A 17,159-nucleotide genomic window follows, 5' to 3' on the forward strand; every position below is an offset into this window, starting at 1 on the left:
AGTGCTTAAACTAGAGATAAATTTAATGCTTAATTGTTGTGTTTGTTGATTTTGTCAATGGTGTTTTAATGGATTGCTACTTTGAAGATAGTGGAATCTACCCGTTTCGATGATGTTGACCACGATTTTGGATATGAGTACCGTGGTTATAACTACGACATACAGAACGAAGAGGATGTGTATCTGATCAGAATTTACGATGACGAACCCGTACAGGCAACGGTAGTACGTCCGACTACGATGTCTAAAAACGGCCACCTTAGAAAGCTTGTTGAATTCTTACAAACCGAACTAGGGGTGTCCAAGATCCATCTCTACAAGGGCGATTTGGGGAGCTACGCCGAGATCGATCTTGATAGCTTGGCATTCTGCTCCGTCTGAAGTCGGCGGCAAGAGAGTTACAGGCGTTTTACACACTCTGGGCCGAATTCTGTCGTTGCTGAGCGGCAGCTATAGGTGGTGGATTCAACAGGTGGCGAAATCAAGCCAAGCTTCAGTGAAGCCTTTCGCCACGTTTGCTTTTTTGAGCGAAATTTCTGGGCAAGGTCGTCGGAAGTTTCCTTCAAGCCGTATCGGTTTCCATGAACTGGTGCGAAGTGAGATCCATGGATAGTCTTTGGCTGTCGCTGCAAATGCAGTGGCAGGGTGTAGGAACCCTGGACAACTCACCGCGCATCAGCGCTGTCGTTTGATTGCGGCACTTAACTTGTGTCCGTAACATCGTTTGCGGCGGCTGTGCGCGGGGCACGCTACGGCGTGGCTGAGTTTGGTGAGTTGCTCAGTTTCCTACTCCCGCGTACGGCTGCCACCCAAGCCCGTAGGAAAGGCCGTTGGTAGCTTTAATTCAATCACCAAGGTCTAAAAAAATGAAAACACTGACACCCGATCCGCCCTACGAAAAACCAATCCCCCACCCCGAAAACCGCTTCATGGCCCTCACCGGCAACTGCACCGACATGCCCACCTTGTTCGTCGACACCCACGCGCCACTGGATATCTTGACCGACACTGCCAGCTACCGAATTCGCGCCGTCACTCAGGTGCTGGAAAACATGTCCATGCGCGGTTCGGTCGAGTGTGAATCTTTCATTCTTAGTGATTTTGCCTTGCTCTGTGCCATTTCATTGCGTGATGGGTGTGATGTGCTGGATGTGGTGGGGCGGCGGTTGCGGGCTCGGCCTTCGGAATAACGTCGAGAGGCTTTTGTGGCGAGGGAGCTTGCTCCCGTTGGGCTGCGTAGCAGTCCCAAAACCTGCGATCCCGTTTTGTCAGCTGTACCGAGTGGCTTGGTTTGGCGACTGCTTCGCAGTCGAGCGGGAGCAAGCTCCCTCGCCACAGGTTATGGGGTGGTCTGGATATTTTGGGGCTGCTTTGCAGCCCAACGGGGGCAAGCCCCCTCGCCACAGGGTTTATGGATTGGCGCGGTATTGGGGTTGTACTTGCCCGCTCAGCCACCAACCCCTGACGTCCTGCGCCGTACAGGGTAAACTTCCCGGCCTTCGCAGGAGCAGCCATGAATTATCGTCACGCCTTCCATGCCGGCAATCATGCCGATGTGTTCAAACACCTGACTTTGACCCGCCTCATCGCCTTGATGTCGCGCAAGGAGCAGCCGTTTGCCTATCTCGACACTCACGCCGGCATCGGCCTGTATGACCTGCAGGGCGATCAGGCCAGTCGTACCGGTGAGTACCTGGAAGGCATCGCGCGGTTGTGGGATCAGCCGGATTTGCCAGCGCTGACCGCCGATTACATGAAGGTGTTGCACGAGATGAACCCGGATGGCCAGTTGCGCTATTACCCGGGGTCGCCGGAGTTGGCGCGGCGTTTGACCCGGCCGCAGGATCGTGTGTTGCTCAATGAGAAGCACCCGGAAGACGGTGTGTTGCTCAAGGACAACATGAAGGGCGATCGTCGGGTGAAGGTTCACCTGGGCGAAGGCTGGCATGTGCCGCGTGCGCTGCTGCCGGTGCCGGAGAAGCGGGCGGTGATGTTGATCGATCCGCCGTTCGAACAGCTTGATGAGATGCAGCGTTGTGCGGCGTCGTTGAAAGAGGCGATTGGCCGTATGCGCCAGACGGTGGCGGCGATCTGGTATCCGGTGAAGGATCAGCGGGCGTTGCGGCGCTTCTATCAGGATTTGGCGGGAACGGGCGCGCCTAAGTTGTTGCGGGTGGAGTTGCTGGTGCATCCGCTGGATACGCCGAACAGCCTGAACGGTTCGGGGTTGGCGATTGCCAATCCGCCGTGGGGGCTGGAAGAGGAGTTACGTGAGTTGCTGCCGTGGTTGTCCAAGAAGTTGGGGCAGACCCAGGGTGGCTGGCAGATGGATTGGTTGATCGCCGAGAGTTAATCAGTTGCATGTGTGGCGTCTAGTCGGACGCCTTCGCGGGCAAGCCTCGCTCCTACAGGTCGGTGTGACCGTAGGAGCGAGGCTTGCCCGCGAAGCTTTTCAGCGTCCGAAATTTAGATCGGGCACGTCACGCCAGTACCGCCAATCCCGCAATACCCCTCAGGATTCTTGGCCAGGTACTGCTGGTGATACGCCTCGGCGTAGTAGAACGTCGGGGCTTCGTCGATTTCAGTGGTGATGATGCCTTTGCCCGCTTTGGTCAGTTCCGCCTGGAACACTTTCGCGCTGTTCTTCGCCGCTTCCAGTTGTTCCGGTTTGGTGCAGTAGATCACCGAGCGGTACTGGGTGCCGATGTCGTTGCCCTGGCGCATGCCCTGGGTCGGGTTGTGCAGTTCCCAGAACATTTTCAGCAGCTGTTCGTAGCTGACTTTTTCCGGCTCATACACCACGAGCACCACTTCGGTGTGCCCGGTCAGGCCCGAGCAGACTTCTTCGTAGGTCGGGTTCGGCGTGAAGCCGCCGGCGTAACCGACCGAGGTGCTGAACACGCCTTCGCGCTGCCAGAATTTGCGTTCCGCGCCCCAGAAGCAACCCAGGCCGAAGATTGCGAATTCTACGTTGCCCGGAAACGGACCCAGCAGCGGGTTGCCGTTGACGAAGTGTTTCTCCGGAACCTTGATCGGGGTTTCGCGGCCAGGCAGAGCTTGTTCTTTAGTCGGGAGCACGTTTTTGTTCACCAGAATTTCCGAGCGCAGAACCATGATCAGTCCTCTCAGTCAGGTTGAGATGTAAATACAGACTGCCAGTTTGCCCGAGTGTTACGTCGCTGTCAGGCGATTGGGCCGCGCGGGTAGCGTTTGAGCTTTTCGATCAGCTCGGAGCCCGGGATCGGTCGGTCGAACAGGTAGCCCTGGCCGACGTCGCAGCGGTGGCGGCGCAGGAAGGCCAGTTGCTCGGCAGTCTCGATGCCTTCAGCCACGACCTTGAGTTTCAGGTTGTGGGCCATGGCAATCACGGCGGAGGTGATTTCCATGTCGTCCTGGTTGTCCGGGATTTCGTGGATGAAGCTTCGATCGATCTTGATGATGTCGATCGGGAATTTTTTCAAGTAACTGAGCGACGAGTAACCGGTGCCGAAGTCGTCCATCGCCAGGGTCAGGCCCAGACGTTTGAGCTGATCGAGCTGCAAGTGCGTGTCTTCGGTGGCTTCCAGCAGCAGGCCTTCGGTCAGTTCCAACTCCAGCAGGTTCGCCGGCAGCGCTTCTTCCTTGAGGATATTGGCGATGGATGCCACCAGGTCCGGGTCGGAGAACTGCTTGGGCGACAGGTTGATCGCCACTTGCAGGTTGCCCAGGCCAGCGGCGGTCAGGTCTTTGCTCATGCGGCAGGCCTGACGGGCGATCCATTTGCCGATCGGGATGATCAGCCCGGTTTCTTCGGCCACGCTGATGAATTGGTCCGGGCGGATCATGCCTTTTTCCGGATGGTTCCAGCGCAACAGCGCTTCCATGCCCAGCAAGCGACCGCTGCGCAGGCACAGCTTGGGCTGGTAGAACACGTCCAGCTCGTTCTGGGTCAGGGCTCGGCGCAGGTTGTTTTCGACGAACAGTTTGTAGCTGGCCTCGGCGTTCAGCGCTTCGGTGAACACTTGCACCTGGTGTTTGCCGTTGGCCTTGGCCTTGTGCAGCGCCAGGCCGGCGTTGCGCATCAGCGTCTGTGGGTCGCGACCGTGCAGCGGCGCGCAGGCCAGGCCCACGGAGCCGGTGACGCTGATCAACTGGTTGTCGACGAACATCGGTTTGTCGAGGGTTGCCAGCAATTGATTGGCAACCTGCTGGCCCGCCGAGAGGTCAGTGTCGTCCAACAGCACCGCGAATTCGTTACTGGCAAAGCGCGCCAGACTGCCGCTCGAACTCAGGCTGTTGCGCAGGCGCCGCGCCAGGCTGATCAGCAGTTTGTCGCCGGTCTGGTGGCCGAGGCTGTCGTTGATCCGCTTGAAATTGTCGATGTCCACCAGCAGCAGGCTGATGGGTGTATCGCTGTCTCGGGCGAAGCGCTCATCGAGGTTGCGGATGAACGCCGGGCGGTTGCCGAGGTTGGTCAGGTTATCGGTGTAAGCCAGGCGCTCGATTCGTTGCTGGGCGAGCTTGGTCTGGGTGATGTCTTCGTAGATGCCGATGTAGTGCGTCAGCTCACGGTTGTCGCCGTAGACCTTGGAAATCGACAACTGGCCCCAGTAGGGTTCGAGGTTTTTACGCCGGCTCTTGAACTCGCCCTGCCAGCTGTTGCTTTTGGCCAGCGCCGACGGAGCGTCGAACAGCAGTTCGCTGAGGTTTTCCAGCGCCGGCAGTTCCGACAGCCGCTGACCGTGGACTTCCTCGGTGGTGTACTGGGTGATCGCGGTGAAGCTTGGGTTGACGTACTCCACCACGCCGTCGCAATTGACCAGCAGAAAGGCGTTGGCGCTTTGTTCCACCGCACGCTGGAACAGGTGCAGGGCGCTGGTGGCGGTACGGCGGTTGTGGTTGTTGATGACTTGGGCGAATTGATCCGCCAGTTCGCCGGCAAAGGCGATTTCGTCCGATTGCCAGGCGCGGGTCGCCCCGATCTGTTCCAGGCAGAGCACGCCGACCACCTGGCCATCGACACGGATGCTGGCGTCGAGCATGGCGTTGACGTCGCGCGGGCGCAGGTACTCGGCGATTTCCCGGGTGCGCGGGTCGCGCATGGCGTTGTGGGCGTCGATGGCGCGGCCGGTGTGCAAGGCCTCGAGGTAATCGGGAAAACCACTGGCGTCGATCGGCTTCGGCAGTTGGTGATTGCGGGTGGCACGGTGATAGGCCGAGATCGGCGTCAGTAGCGAGCCATCGAGGTTCCACAGGCTGGCGCAGTCGATTTCATAGATGTCGCAGGCGCTGCGGGTGATCAGTTCGGCGGCTTCTTGCAGGGAGTTGTTGGTGCTATAGCGCTGGCGGGTCAGCAGCAGGATCAGGTCTTGCTGGGCGCGCACCCGGTCCAGGTGCTGCAGTTGTTCCTGCTGGGCACGTTGATTGAGTTCCAGGGCGATTTGCAGGCGTGAGTTCTGGGTTTCCAGATCCAGCGCCGGCAGCAAGGGTTCGCCGTCGAACAGGCCGTCCACCACCATCAGGTAGCCGCGCAGCAGGTGCCGATTGTGTTGTTTGTAGGCTTCGCCCAGTTCCAGCAGGCTCAGAACGCCGGCGGCGGTGTGCAAGGTGTAGCGGATCAGGTAATGCGGGCTTTCGGTGAGTTGCTGCTGGATCGTGTCATGCAGTTGATAGCGCGCTTCGGGCTCCATCAGGCTGGCGTAGGGCGAGCCGACCAGAGCACAAAGCTCCACCGCCGGCAGGCCGAACTGTCGTTCGCAATTAGGATCGAGAAACAGCAGCGCCCAGCTTGGTTCATTCAGCCGTTCGAAACGCAGCATGCCGAGCCGCGAGGGCACAGGCAACTGCGTCACTACCTCGGCCACCATACGGCTGGCGGCATCGGGTTGGCTTTTCATTGAAGGAAACTCGCTTCGAATATGCTGATCGCGCCGGGCTCTCGCCCTCTTTACTGTTGCCTGCGGCAAGGTTGCATCATTGCGACACCGACTGACAAGAGACATGAAGGCCAAGTGCTATAAGAATATGTCGGCAGGCGCACAGTTTTCTCCAGCGAGGCGTCAAAAAGTAATGTTGTGGGCCAAAAGATTGCAGCCCGTAGGGGCTGCCGAAGGCTGTGATCTTTTCGAGGGATCAACGAAATTTGATGCTGATCGACTGCAATGGCTTGCCATCCCGATCGTGATAATTGACGCGAACCTGCTCGGCCTCGACGATCAGATGCGCGAAGTTGTCCTGGCTGATCACCTCGCTGGTCAGTTCATGCCGATAGTCGCCTGCCGCTGTTCGGGCCAGGGTCTGATCGAGGATGAAGGTCGATGCCTTGGCGTACGGCAGCAGTTTGCTGTTGCACAACGGTGAAGACACGATGGTGTGGACTTCGAAATCCGGGTCCTCGCTGTGGGTCAGGCGACTGGTGAGGGAGCCGTGAACATCGCCGGAGATGAACAAGACGTTCTTGATACCGCGTGTACGAATCGTCTCCAGCAGCCGTAGGCGTTGCTCCGGGAAAGCTTTCCAAGCGTCATCGCCGTGAAGTTTACGGTCGGGATAGAACATGACACTGGTGACCACGAATTTGACCCGGGCCGGGCTATTGATCAGCCATTTGAGCAGCGCCTGTTCCTGTTCTTCGTCAAGGATCCGCCGGTCGTTGGCCGACAGATTGCGTCGGGTTCGACTGTCGGTGACAAACCACCCGATATCACCCTCGGAGAACTGATACCAATACTTTTCCAGTCTTTTGCTTACTTGCCCATTGGCCAGCAGCTCATACGTGGGGCTGTGACTGGCTTGATATAACTCATATGCTGCAATGGCGTTTTTGTATAAGTAATCATCGGCGTTACTTTTGTTGGCGGGCCAGTTGTCTTCTATTTCATGGTCGTCGAGGATCATGTAAGTCGGCATGCCCGACATTAACTTGGAAATATGAGGCTGCGAAAAGGCTGTGCGGTATTTTTTGAGAATGTCCTTGTATTCCCGGTCGGGGGCCACGAGGTTCAAGTCGTCGACGTAAATCTGATCGCCAGTCATCAGCATGGCACTGACGGGCGGTTCGGCGCTGTCCGCCAAGCTGTTGATCGAGGCAAAAATCCGGTCGCCCAACTGTGGGGCCGACGCAATGCCGGCGGTCATTCGCAGGTAACGACACGAGCCGACGATATAGGCCCGTGGCTGGCTGATTTTGCTGGACTGCGTGCGAAAGCGGTAAATCTCCCGTGGCCATTGCAGCGGCAGTTCCTGAACTGTCTCCACGGTATGCACCGGGCTCATGGGGCTGAACCAGCCTGCCTGGTACTCATAGTCGGTGTCGGTGACCAGGTCATTGAGTGCAATGACATCGGACATGTCGCGCAAGACGGACAGTTTTGCAAATACGCCTTTGGACCAGAGTTTCTCGCCTGTGCGTCGATAACGGATGCCCGCAAATACCAAGGCGTCGTTCTGTAATTCACCGCGCAAGAAAATACGCGCATGGTTAGTTGTGGTATGGCCGATAATTGGGCCGACAGTTGGTTTGAACATGTTCGAATCCATTCGAGGTAATGCTAACTAAGCAAATTAAGTCATCGAGGTTTCTATTAGAAATCTCCGAACTAAGCCTAGTTATTGGCTGGAGAAAAATATCGGGCAGAAGTGGACTGGGGTTGTAGGTGGCGTAAGCCTTAGATGTAGGAATAAGGCACGAAGAGGGTCAATCCCGTAGCAGCAGCCTCGCAAGCTCGACAGCTGCTACATAGGATGCTGAAACGCGGAGGGCTTTCTTCAGGGCAAAAAAAAGCCCCGCCAAATCGACGGGGTTGAGGTACGAGCGTGGCGCTCGGAAAACGTGGAACGCGATTGGCCCTCCGTGAGGGGAGGGCCAGTCGGTGTTACAGCAGGATGGTGCGGATGTCCGCCAGCAGGTCGCTCAGACGCTTGGTGAAGCGTGCAGCAGCGGCGCCGTTGATCACACGGTGATCGTAGGACAGCGACAGCGGCAGCATCAGTTTCGGCTGGAAGGCTTTGCCGTCCCAGACTGGCTGGATGGTTGCCTTGGAAACACCGAGGATCGCCACTTCCGGCGCGTTGACGATCGGCGTGAAGCCGGTGCCGCCAATGTGGCCGAGGCTGGAAATGGTGAAGCAGGCGCCTTGCATCTCGTCCGACGAAAGCTTCTTGGTCCGGGCTTTTTCAGCCAGGGAAGCAGCTTCGGCAGCCAGTTGCAGGAGGCTCTTCTGGTCGACGTTCTTGATGACCGGTACCAGCAGGCCATCCGGGGTGTCGACGGCGAAGCCGATGTTCACGTATTTCTTGCGGATGATCGCTTTGCCGCTTGGTGCCAGCGAGCTGTTGAAGTCCGGCAGTTCCTTGAGCAGGTGTGCGCAGGACTTGAGCAGCAGCGGCAGGATGGTCAGCTTGACGCCGGCCTTCTCTGCAACGGCTTTCTGGGCGTTACGGAACGCTTCCAGCTCGGTGATATCCGCCGAGTCGAATTGCGTCACGTGCGGCACGTTCAGCCAGCTGCGGTGCAGGTTGGCAGCGCCGACCTGCATCAGGCGTGTCATCGGCACTTCTTCGATTTCGCCGAAGCGGCTGAAGTCCACGACCGGAATCGGCGGGATGCCCGCGCCGCCGGTTGCACCAGCTGCAGCGGCCGGAGCTTCCTTGGCCTTCTGCATCATGGCCTTGACGTAAACCTGAACGTCTTCCTTCAGGATGCGACCGTGCGGACCGCTGGCGCCGACAGCGCTCAGCTCGACGCCGAACTCGCGAGCCAGTTGACGCACGGCAGGGCCGGCGTGAACTTTCGCGCCAGGCTTGGCAGGAGCAGCAGCCGGGGCAGCAGCCGGAGCGGCAGCGGCAGGCGCTGGAGCACTCGGCGCGGCAGCGGCAGCCGGAGCCGGGGCTGCAGCAGGTGCCGCGCCTTTGACTTTCAGCTTCAGGATCAGGTCGCCGGTACCGACTTCGTCATCCAGCTTGATGGAAATGCTTTCCACCACGCCAGCGGCAGGCGATGGGATTTCCATGCTCGCCTTGTCGGATTCCAGGGTGATCAGCGACTGATCGGCGGCAACAGTGTCGCCAGCCTTGACCAGTACTTCGATGATCTTGGCCTTGCCCGCCGAACCGATGTCCGGGACGTGAATGTCCTGAACGCTGTCGGCAACCGGTGCAGCCGGAGCCGCGGCGGCTGGCGCCGGAGCAGCGGCAGCAGGCGCAGCAGCCTGGGCAGGAGCGGCAGCAGCAGGGGCCGCAGCACCCGCCACTTCCAGATCCAGAATCAGGTCGCCCGTGCCGACTTCGTCGTTGAGCTTGACGCTGATGGCCTTGACCACGCCAGCAGCGGGCGAAGGGATTTCCATGCTGGCCTTGTCGGATTCCAGGGTGATCAGCGACTGATCAGCCTCGACGGTGTCGCCGACCTTGACCTGGATCTCGATGATCTGGGCCTTGCCCGACGAACCGATGTCCGGCACGTGCACTTGCTGGATGCTGGCAGCAGCCGGCGCGGCAGCAGGCGCCGCCGGCGCAGGTGCGGCAGCCGGTTTGGCTTCAGCTTTGGCAGCTGGCGCAGCGGCAGCCGCAGGGGCCGCAGCAGCGGCACCTTCGACTTCCAGTTCCAGCAGTTCGTCGCCTTCTTTCAGGCGATCGCCCAGCTTCACTTTCAGGCTCTTGATGATGCCGGCCTTAGGCGCAGGCACTTCCATGCTCGCCTTGTCCGATTCCAGCGTCAGGATGCTCTGATCGGCTTCGATACGGTCGCCGACCTTCACAAACAGTTCAATTACTTCACCTTCACCGCTGCCGATGTCAGGTACGCGAATGAGTTCGCTCACAGAGTGTCTCCTCAGCAGTCCAGTGGGTTGCGTTTTTCCGGGTTGATGCCGAACTTGGCGATGGCTTCAGCCACCACTTTAGGTTCGATGTCACCACGGTCAGCCAAGGCTTCCAGGGCTGCCAACACCACGAAATGACGGTCTACTTCGAAGAAGTGACGCAGCTTCTTGCGGCTGTCACTGCGGCCGAAACCATCGGTGCCCAGGACTTTGAATTCCTTGGACGGGACCCACTGACGAATTTGTTCAGCGAACAGCTTCATGTAGTCGGTAGAGGCAATGACCGGACCTTTACGGCCGTTCAGGCACTCTTCCACGTAGCTCAGCTTAGGCTTCTGGCCAGGGTGCAGACGGTTAGTGCGTTCAACGGCCAGGCCATCGCGACGCAGTTCGTTGAAGCTGGTAACGCTCCATACGTCGGCGCCGACGTTGAACTCTTCACGCAGGATCTTCGCCGCTTCACGGACTTCACGCAGGATGGTGCCGGAGCCCATCAGCTGAACGTGGTGCGCCGCTTCGCGGGTGTCTTCCTCGAGCAGGTACATGCCTTTCTTGATGCCTTCTTCGGCACCGGCCGGCATGGCTGGCTGCTGGTAGGACTCGTTCATTACGGTGATGTAGTAGAAGACGTCCTGTTGCTCTTCGGTCATCTTCTTCATGCCGTCCTGAATGATCACCGCCAGCTCGTAGCCGTAGGTTGGATCGTAGGTGCGGCAGTTCGGGATGGTCGCGGCCAGCAGGTGGCTGTGACCGTCTTCGTGTTGCAGGCCTTCACCGTTCAGGGTGGTACGGCCGGCGGTGCCGCCGATCAGGAAACCACGGGTACGGCTGTCGCCAGCGGCCCAGGCCAGGTCGCCAATACGCTGGAAGCCGAACATCGAGTAGAAGATGTAGAACGGCAGCATCGGCTGGTTGTGGCTGGAGTACGAAGTACCGGCAGCGATGAAGGAGCTCATGGCGCCCGCTTCGTTGATGCCTTCCTCGAGGATCTGGCCCTTCTGGTCTTCCTTGTAGAACATCACCTGGTCTTTATCGACTGGCTCGTAGAGCTGGCCGACGGAGGAGTAGATGCCCAACTGACGGAACATGCCTTCCATACCGAAGGTACGGGCTTCGTCCGGGATGATCGGTACGATGCGCGGGCCGATTTCCTTGTCCTTGACCAGTTGCGCGAGGATCCGCACGAAGGCCATGGTGGTGGAGATTTCGCGGTCGCCCGAGCCGTCCAGGATCGCCTTGAGGGTGTCCAGTGGAGGGGTCGGGATGTTGAAGCTCTTGGCGCGACGCTGAGGCACGAAACCGCCCAGTGCGGTACGGCGCTCGGCCAGGTAACGGGCTTCGGCGCTGCCTTCTTCCGGTTTGAAGAATGGCAGGTTCTCCAGCTCTTCGTCCCTGACCGGAATGTCGAAACGATCGCGGAACAACTTCAGGCTGTCGACATCGACTTTCTTGGTGTTGTGCGCAGTGTTTTTCGCTTCGCCGGCACCGGTGCCATAACCCTTGATGGTCTTGGCCAGGATGACGGTCGGTTGTTCCTTGTGGTTGACCGCTTCGTGGTATGCCGCGTAGACCTTGTACGGGTCGTGGCCGCCACGGTTGAGCTTCCAGATCTCGTCGTCGGACAGATCGGCAACCATCGCCTTGAGTTCTGGCGAGTTGAAGAAGTGTTCACGCACGAACGCGCCGTCTTTGGCTTTGTAGTTCTGGTACTCGCCGTCGATGACTTCGTCCATGCGGCGTTGCAGGATGCCGTCGACGTCCTTGGCCAGCAGTGGGTCCCAGAAGCGGCCCCAGATGACTTTGGTCACGTTCCACTGAGCACCGCGGAACACGCCTTCGAGTTCCTGGATGATCTTGCCGTTGCCGCGAACCGGGCCGTCGAGGCGCTGCAGGTTGCAGTTGATGACGAAGATCAGGTTGTCCAGCTTTTCGCGGCCGGCCAGGGAGATCGCGCCCAGGGATTCCGGCTCGTCGCACTCGCCGTCGCCCAGGAAGCACCAGACTTTCTGTTTGCCTGGCTGGATGAAGCCACGGTGTTCCAGGTACTTCATGAAGCGTGCCTGGTAGATCGCCTGGATCGGGCCCAGACCCATGGATACGGTCGGGAACTGCCAGAAGTCAGGCATCAGCCATGGGTGTGGGTAGGACGACAGGCCCTGACCGTCGACTTCCTGGCGGAAGTTGTTCATCTGGTCTTCGGTGATGCGGCCTTCCATGAATGCACGGGCGTAAACGCCTGGCGAGGTGTGGCCCTGGAAGTAGATCAGGTCGCCGCCGTGTTCGTCGGTCGGGGCCTGGAAGAAATAGTTGAAGCCGATGTCGTACAGGGTTGCGCTGGAGGCGAAGCTGGAGATGTGACCGCCCAGGTCAGAATCTTTCAGGTTCGTGCGCATCACCATGGCCATCGCGTTCCAGCGTACCAGCGAGCGAATGCGGCGTTCCATGAACAGGTCGCCAGGCATGCGTGCTTCGTGGGTAACGGGAATGGTGTTGCGGTATGGCGTGGTGATGGCGTAAGGCAATTGCGAACCGCTACGGGTTGCGAGTTCGCCCATACGGGTCATCAGATAGTGAGCACGGTCTTCGCCTTCTTTGTCGAGAACCGATTCCAGGGCGTCCAGCCATTCCTGGGTTTCGACGGGATCGAGGTCTTGCATGGCTTGCTCCAGGGCGGAAAGGCTTCCAGAATCGGTTGCCTGAGTTTGCGACTGGCCTTGTGGGCAGACGATATAAATTCTTGGATTGCCGATAGGTTGTTCCGGCGGCGTGTAGTTTTACTACAAATCTTCGGGCATTTCAGCCTTTCGAATGTATAGACGAGTAGTAAAACTACAGATGATTGGCTTGTGGCCTCCGGCTGCGTTGTGAGAATAATCGTTAAGGTTGGTCTTTTGCCAATCGAAAAAGGTGGAAGCTTGATGATCGCTGCCAAAAAAAAAGAAATTTCAGCTATTTCTAACCTTTGTTCGACAGTCAGTCGCGTAGCGTGTTTTCACGAATCACTACATGCAGCCCTTCACACGCCGATCAAGGATAGACCATGAGCCTCCCTTCGCTTGCCGAACTGCCCGATGGGCTCCTGCCGTTAGTCACCCGCGCCGAGCAGTCGTTTCGTACGACGGTCGGGGTCCTTCCCGATGACCATGGCCTGTCTGCCTGGACGCCTGAGCGCTGGGCGCAATTTGCCCGCGTCGCCGCTGCCAGCGATTTTGTGATTGAACAGAGTCTGCGTGACCCTTTGATGTTGCTGGAACTGGTGCAGTCCGGCGAACTGGACCGCGCCTTGGCACCGGGCGAGTTGTGCGCACAGATCGCCATGGCGGTGAGCGCCGCCGAAACCGACGACCAGCTAGGCCGTGCCTTGCGCCGCCAGCGTAATCGTCACCAGGTGCGGATCATCTGGCGCGACCTGACTCGCCAGGCCGATCTGGTGCAGACCTGTCGCGACCTCTCGGACATGGCCGATGCCAGCATCGATCAGGCCTATCAGTGGTTGTACTCGCGGCATTGCCAGCAGTTCGGTGTGCCCACCGGGCGGCGCAGCGGCGAGCCGCAGCAGATGGTCATCCTCGGCATGGGCAAGCTCGGCGCGGTGGAGTTGAACCTGTCGTCGGACATCGACCTGATCTTTGCCTACCCCGAGGGCGGCGAAACCGTCGGCGTGAAGCGTTCGCTGGATAACCAGGAGTTTTTCATTCGCCTCGGCCAGCGTCTGATCAAGGCGCTGGACCCGATGACTGTCGACGGTTTTGTGTTCCGCGTCGACATGCGGCTGCGGCCTTATGGTTCGTCCGGCGCTCTGGTGCTGAGCTTCAATGCGCTGGAGCAGTATTACCAGGATCAGGGCCGTGACTGGGAACGCTACGCGATGATCAAGGCGCGGGTGGTGGCTGGTGATCAAGTGGCTGGCGCCCAGTTGCTCGAGATGCTGCGGCCGTTCGTTTACCGGCGTTACCTGGACTTCTCGGCCATCGAAGCGCTGCGCACCATGAAGCAGTTGATTCAGCAGGAGGTCCGGCGCAAGGGTATGGCCGACAACATCAAGCTTGGCTCCGGCGGCATCCGTGAAGTCGAGTTTATCGCCCAGGCCTTCCAGCTGATTCACGGTGGTCGCGACCTGAGCCTGCAGCAGCGTCCTCTATTAAAAGTACTGAGCACCCTGGAGGGGCAGGGCTATCTGCCGCCGGCGGTGGTCAGCGAACTGCGCGAAGGCTACGAATTCCTGCGTTACACCGAGCACGCGATTCAGGCAATTGCCGACCGCCAGACCCAGATGTTGCCGGACGGCCCGCAGGATCAGGCGCGCATTGCCTTCATGCTCGGGTTTGCCAACTGGACGGCATTCCACGAACAACTGATGTACTGGCGTGGCCGGGTGGCCTGGCACTTTGGTCAGGTGATTGCCGATCCCGATGAAGAGCAGGGCACCGAGAGCGAAGTGGTGGTCGGCGGGGAATGGCTGCCGCTGTGGGAAGAAGCCCAGGACGAAGAAGCCGCGTGCCGCCAGCTCGAAGAGGGCGGTTTCGCCGATGCCGCCAAGGCGCTGAAAGCATTGGCCAGTCTGCGCAGCAGTCCGCAATTGCGTGCCATGCAGCGCCTGGGGCGGGAACGCCTCGATGCTTTTATACCGCGCTTGCTGGCCCAGGCCGTGGAGCACGCCAATCCCGATCTGGTGCTGGAGCGCGTGCTGCCACTGGTTGAAGCGGTGGCGCGGCGTTCCGCCTATCTGGTGCTGCTGACCGAAAACCCCGGTGCGCTGCGCCGTCTGCTGACACTGTGCGCGGCGAGCCCGTGGATTGCCGAACAGATCACGCGCTTCCCGTTGCTGCTCGACGAATTGCTCAACGAAGGCCGGCTGTTCAAGCCGCCGCTGGCGCCGGAGCTGGCGGCCGAGTTGCGCGAGCGTCTGACGCGGATTCCCGAAGACGACCTCGAACAACAAATGGAAGCCCTGCGGCATTTCAAACTGGCGCACCGCTTGCGTGTCGCAGCTTCGGAAATTGCCGGTAGCCTGCCGTTGATGAAAGTCAGCGATTACCTGACCTGGCTTGCCGAAGCGATCCTCGAACAAGTGCTGGCCCTGGCCTGGCGCCAGACGGTGGCCAAGTACGGTACACCGCTGCGCACCGATGGCAGTGTGTGCGACCCTGGATTCATCATTGTCGGTTACGGGAAAGTCGGCGGTCTGGAATTGGGGCACAGTTCGGACCTGGACCTGGTGTTCATCCATGACGCGGATCCGCAAGCGGAAACCGACGGCCCGAAACCCATCGACGGCGCACAGTTCTTTACCCGGCTCGGGCAGCGGATCATTCACTTGCTGACGGCTCAGACCAACTCCGGTCAGCTATATGAAGTGGACATGCGCCTGCGGCCGTCCGGTGCTTCCGGTTTGCTGGTGAGTTCATTGGGCGCGTTTGCCCGGTATCAGGAGAACGAGGCCTGGACCTGGGAGCACCAGGCGCTGGTGCGGGCGCGGGTGCTGGTGGGTAGTCAGGATGTCGGCCAAGCGTTCGAGAAGGTTCGCGCGACGGTATTGGCCAAATCGCGGGACCTGTCGACCTTGCGCCAGGAGGTCAGCGAGATGCGCGCCAAGATGCGCGATAACCTCGGCAGCAAGAGCACTGCGGCAGGCACGGCGGCAAATGCCTTTGAGGCCACGGCGCCGTTCGATCTCAAGCAGGACGCTGGAGGTATCGTCGATATTGAATTTATGGTGCAATACGCGGCTCTGGCGTGGTCTGAAACACATCCGTCATTGCTGCGCTATACCGACAATATCCGCATTCTGGAAGGGCTGGAGGAGGAAGGGTTGATACCCGCCGAAGACGCCAGCCTGTTGCGTGAGGCTTATAAAGCCTACCGCTCCGCCGCTCACCGGGAGGCCTTGCAGAAGGACTCCGGGGTAATACCGGGCGATCAGTTCGTGGATGAGCGACGGCAGGTCATGCGGATCTGGCGTGAGCTGGGGTTAAGCTGAAGCTGACAAGAGTGTGGCAGGCTTTTGTGGCGAGGGAGCTTGCTGTGGCGAGGGGGCTTGCCCCCGTTCGACTGCGCAGCAGTCGCAAAGCGTTACACTCGATAATATGTGTAAGTGGTTGAAGATTTTGGGAGTGCTCCGCACTCCAGCGGGGGCAAGCCCCTCGCCACATTAACAAGTCAGCCCAAGAGATTTACTGGCTAAGCTGCACGCACTGGATGTGCAAAAATTGATCTGACGAGCCTGTACAGGCTCGTCCAAATGACCTGGCGGCTCACCCCGCAGGTGCTGGATTCTCGAGGCGGGGAGGCGTATGCCTCCCCGGTTCGTTTTTGGAAACCACATGAAAATTCTGATCGTTGGGCCCAGTTGGGTCGGTGACATGGTGATGGCGCAGACACTTTTTCAGTGTCTCAAACAACGCCACCCGCAGTGCGAAATCGACGTGCTGGCCCCCGAGTGGAGCCGGCCGATCCTCGAGCGCATGCCCGAAGTACGCCAGGCCTTGAGCTTCCCGCTCGGCCACGGCGTGCTGGAACTGGCGACGCGTCGGCGCATCGGTAAATCCCTGGCCGGTCAGTACGACCAGGCCATCCTGCTGCCCAATTCGCTGAAATCGGCCCTGGTGCCGTTTTTTGCCGGCATCCCGAAACGCACCGGCTGGCGTGGCGAGTTCCGCTACGGCCTGCTCAATGATGTGCGCACGCTCGACAAAGAGCGTTATCCGTTGATGATCGAGCGCTTCATGGCCCTGGCCTTTGAGCCTGGCATCGAGCTGCCGAAACCTTATCCACGGCCGAGCTTGCAGATCGATCCGGTGACTCGCGACGGCGCACTGGCCAAGTTCGGCCTGGCCCTTGACCGTCCGGTGTTGGCGCTGTGCCCTGGCGCCGAATTTGGCGAGTCCAAGCGCTGGCCGTCCGAGCACTATGCCAAGGTCGCCGAGGCGAAGATTCGTGAAGGCTGGCAAGTCTGGCTGTTCGGCTCGAAAAACGATCACGCGGTGGGCGAAGACATTCGTGGGCGGTTGATTCCGGGGCTGCGTGAAGAGTCGGTAAACCTCAGTGGCGGCACTTCCTTGGCCGAGGCCATCGATCTGCTGTCCTGCGCCGACGCGGTGGTCTCCAACGACTCGGGCCTGATGCACGTGGCTGCCGCGCTGAACCGCCCGTTGGTGGCCGTGTACGGCTCGACGTCGCCGGGTTTCACGCCACCGCTGGCCGAGCATGTCGAGATCGTGCGCCTGGGCATCGAATGCAGTCCGTGCTTCGATCGCACCTGCCGTTTCGGTCATTACAACTGCTTGCGCCAGCTCATGCCCAAAGCGGTGAACGAAGCCTTGCAGCGGTTGCTGGGCACTGTGGTCGAGGTCAAATAGT

At 59.5% G+C, this 17,159-nt stretch carries 10 protein-coding genes; 5 read left to right on the plus strand and 5 right to left on the minus strand.

Translation table 11 applies throughout. The features are described from left to right. Nucleotides 1–90: 90 nt before the first annotated feature. From AC07VO_RS04565 to AC07VO_RS04575, 3 genes are all read left to right on the plus strand, one after another. On the plus strand, nucleotides 91–381 hold the full coding sequence (locus AC07VO_RS04565) for a hypothetical protein (RefSeq protein WP_230138900.1): 291 nt from the start codon (nucleotides 91–93) through the stop codon (nucleotides 379–381). A 485-nt stretch (nucleotides 382–866) separates the two neighbouring features. Further along, on the plus strand, nucleotides 867–1,190 hold the full coding sequence (locus AC07VO_RS04570; RefSeq protein WP_086944101.1) for a hypothetical protein: 324 nt from the start codon (nucleotides 867–869) through the stop codon (nucleotides 1,188–1,190). Nucleotides 1,191–1,513: 323 nt separating this feature from the next. After that, nucleotides 1,514–2,353, plus strand: coding sequence for a 23S rRNA (adenine(2030)-N(6))-methyltransferase RlmJ (locus AC07VO_RS04575; RefSeq protein WP_018928567.1), 840 nt, complete (start codon nucleotides 1,514–1,516; stop codon nucleotides 2,351–2,353). A gap of 113 nt (nucleotides 2,354–2,466) precedes the next feature. Here AC07VO_RS04575 and msrA read toward each other — a convergent pair whose 3' ends face one another. The 5 genes from msrA to aceE all read right to left on the minus strand — a co-directional run bounded on the left by msrA (nucleotide 2,467) and on the right by aceE (nucleotide 12,457). Further along, entirely contained in the window at nucleotides 2,467–3,114 is a 648-nt protein-coding gene (gene msrA / locus AC07VO_RS04580; protein WP_018928566.1) for a peptide-methionine (S)-S-oxide reductase MsrA, read from the minus strand. A gap of 68 nt (nucleotides 3,115–3,182) precedes the next feature. Then, on the minus strand, nucleotides 3,183–5,876 hold the full coding sequence (locus AC07VO_RS04585; protein WP_018928565.1) for a putative bifunctional diguanylate cyclase/phosphodiesterase: 2,694 nt from the start codon (nucleotides 5,874–5,876) through the stop codon (nucleotides 3,183–3,185). A gap of 235 nt (nucleotides 5,877–6,111) precedes the next feature. Next, nucleotides 6,112–7,506: an alkaline phosphatase D family protein gene (locus AC07VO_RS04590; protein WP_086944100.1), complete on the minus strand. Its 1,395-nt coding sequence runs from the start codon at nucleotides 7,504–7,506 to the stop codon at nucleotides 6,112–6,114. Between the two features lie 347 nt (nucleotides 7,507–7,853). Next, a complete protein-coding gene (gene aceF, locus AC07VO_RS04595) occupies nucleotides 7,854–9,800 on the minus strand; it encodes a dihydrolipoyllysine-residue acetyltransferase (protein WP_086944099.1) in 1,947 nt (648 codons plus the stop codon). A gap of 11 nt (nucleotides 9,801–9,811) precedes the next feature. Then, nucleotides 9,812–12,457: a pyruvate dehydrogenase (acetyl-transferring), homodimeric type gene (gene aceE / locus AC07VO_RS04600; RefSeq protein WP_018928562.1), complete on the minus strand. Its 2,646-nt coding sequence runs from the start codon at nucleotides 12,455–12,457 to the stop codon at nucleotides 9,812–9,814. A gap of 383 nt (nucleotides 12,458–12,840) precedes the next feature. Here aceE and glnE point away from each other — a divergent pair, with 383 nt between their 5' ends. Together glnE and waaF are read left to right on the plus strand one after the other, a co-directional pair. Further along, nucleotides 12,841–15,780, plus strand: a complete 2,940-nt coding sequence (gene glnE / locus AC07VO_RS04605) for a bifunctional [glutamate--ammonia ligase]-adenylyl-L-tyrosine phosphorylase/[glutamate--ammonia-ligase] adenylyltransferase (RefSeq protein ID WP_086944098.1) — start codon at nucleotides 12,841–12,843, stop codon at nucleotides 15,778–15,780. 343 nt (nucleotides 15,781–16,123) lie between these two features. Next, nucleotides 16,124–17,158 carry a lipopolysaccharide heptosyltransferase II gene (waaF, locus tag AC07VO_RS04610; protein WP_018928560.1) on the plus strand — a complete coding sequence of 345 codons (1,035 nt, stop codon included), beginning with the start codon at nucleotides 16,124–16,126 and terminating at the stop codon, nucleotides 17,156–17,158. Nucleotide 17,159: the final 1 nt, after the last annotated feature.

The sequence above is a fragment of the Pseudomonas sp. GW821-FHT03E01 genome (assembly GCF_059420765.1).

Excerpts from the sequence above, each read along its gene's own strand:
- AC07VO_RS04570 (WP_086944101.1), top strand. The coding sequence starts at position 867 with ATGAAAACACTGACACCCGATCCGCCCTACGAAAAACCAATCCCCCAC.
- AC07VO_RS04575 (WP_018928567.1), top strand. The coding sequence starts at position 1,514 with ATGAATTATCGTCACGCCTTCCATGCCGGCAATCATGCCGATGTGTTC.
- msrA (WP_018928566.1), bottom strand. The coding sequence starts at position 3,114 with ATGGTTCTGCGCTCGGAAATTCTGGTGAACAAAAACGTGCTCCCGACT.
- AC07VO_RS04585 (WP_018928565.1), bottom strand. The coding sequence starts at position 5,876 with ATGAAAAGCCAACCCGATGCCGCCAGCCGTATGGTGGCCGAGGTAGTG.
- AC07VO_RS04590 (WP_086944100.1), bottom strand. The coding sequence starts at position 7,506 with ATGTTCAAACCAACTGTCGGCCCAATTATCGGCCATACCACAACTAAC.
- aceE (WP_018928562.1), bottom strand. The coding sequence starts at position 12,457 with ATGCAAGACCTCGATCCCGTCGAAACCCAGGAATGGCTGGACGCCCTG.
- glnE (WP_086944098.1), top strand. The coding sequence starts at position 12,841 with ATGAGCCTCCCTTCGCTTGCCGAACTGCCCGATGGGCTCCTGCCGTTA.
- waaF (WP_018928560.1), top strand. The coding sequence starts at position 16,124 with ATGAAAATTCTGATCGTTGGGCCCAGTTGGGTCGGTGACATGGTGATG.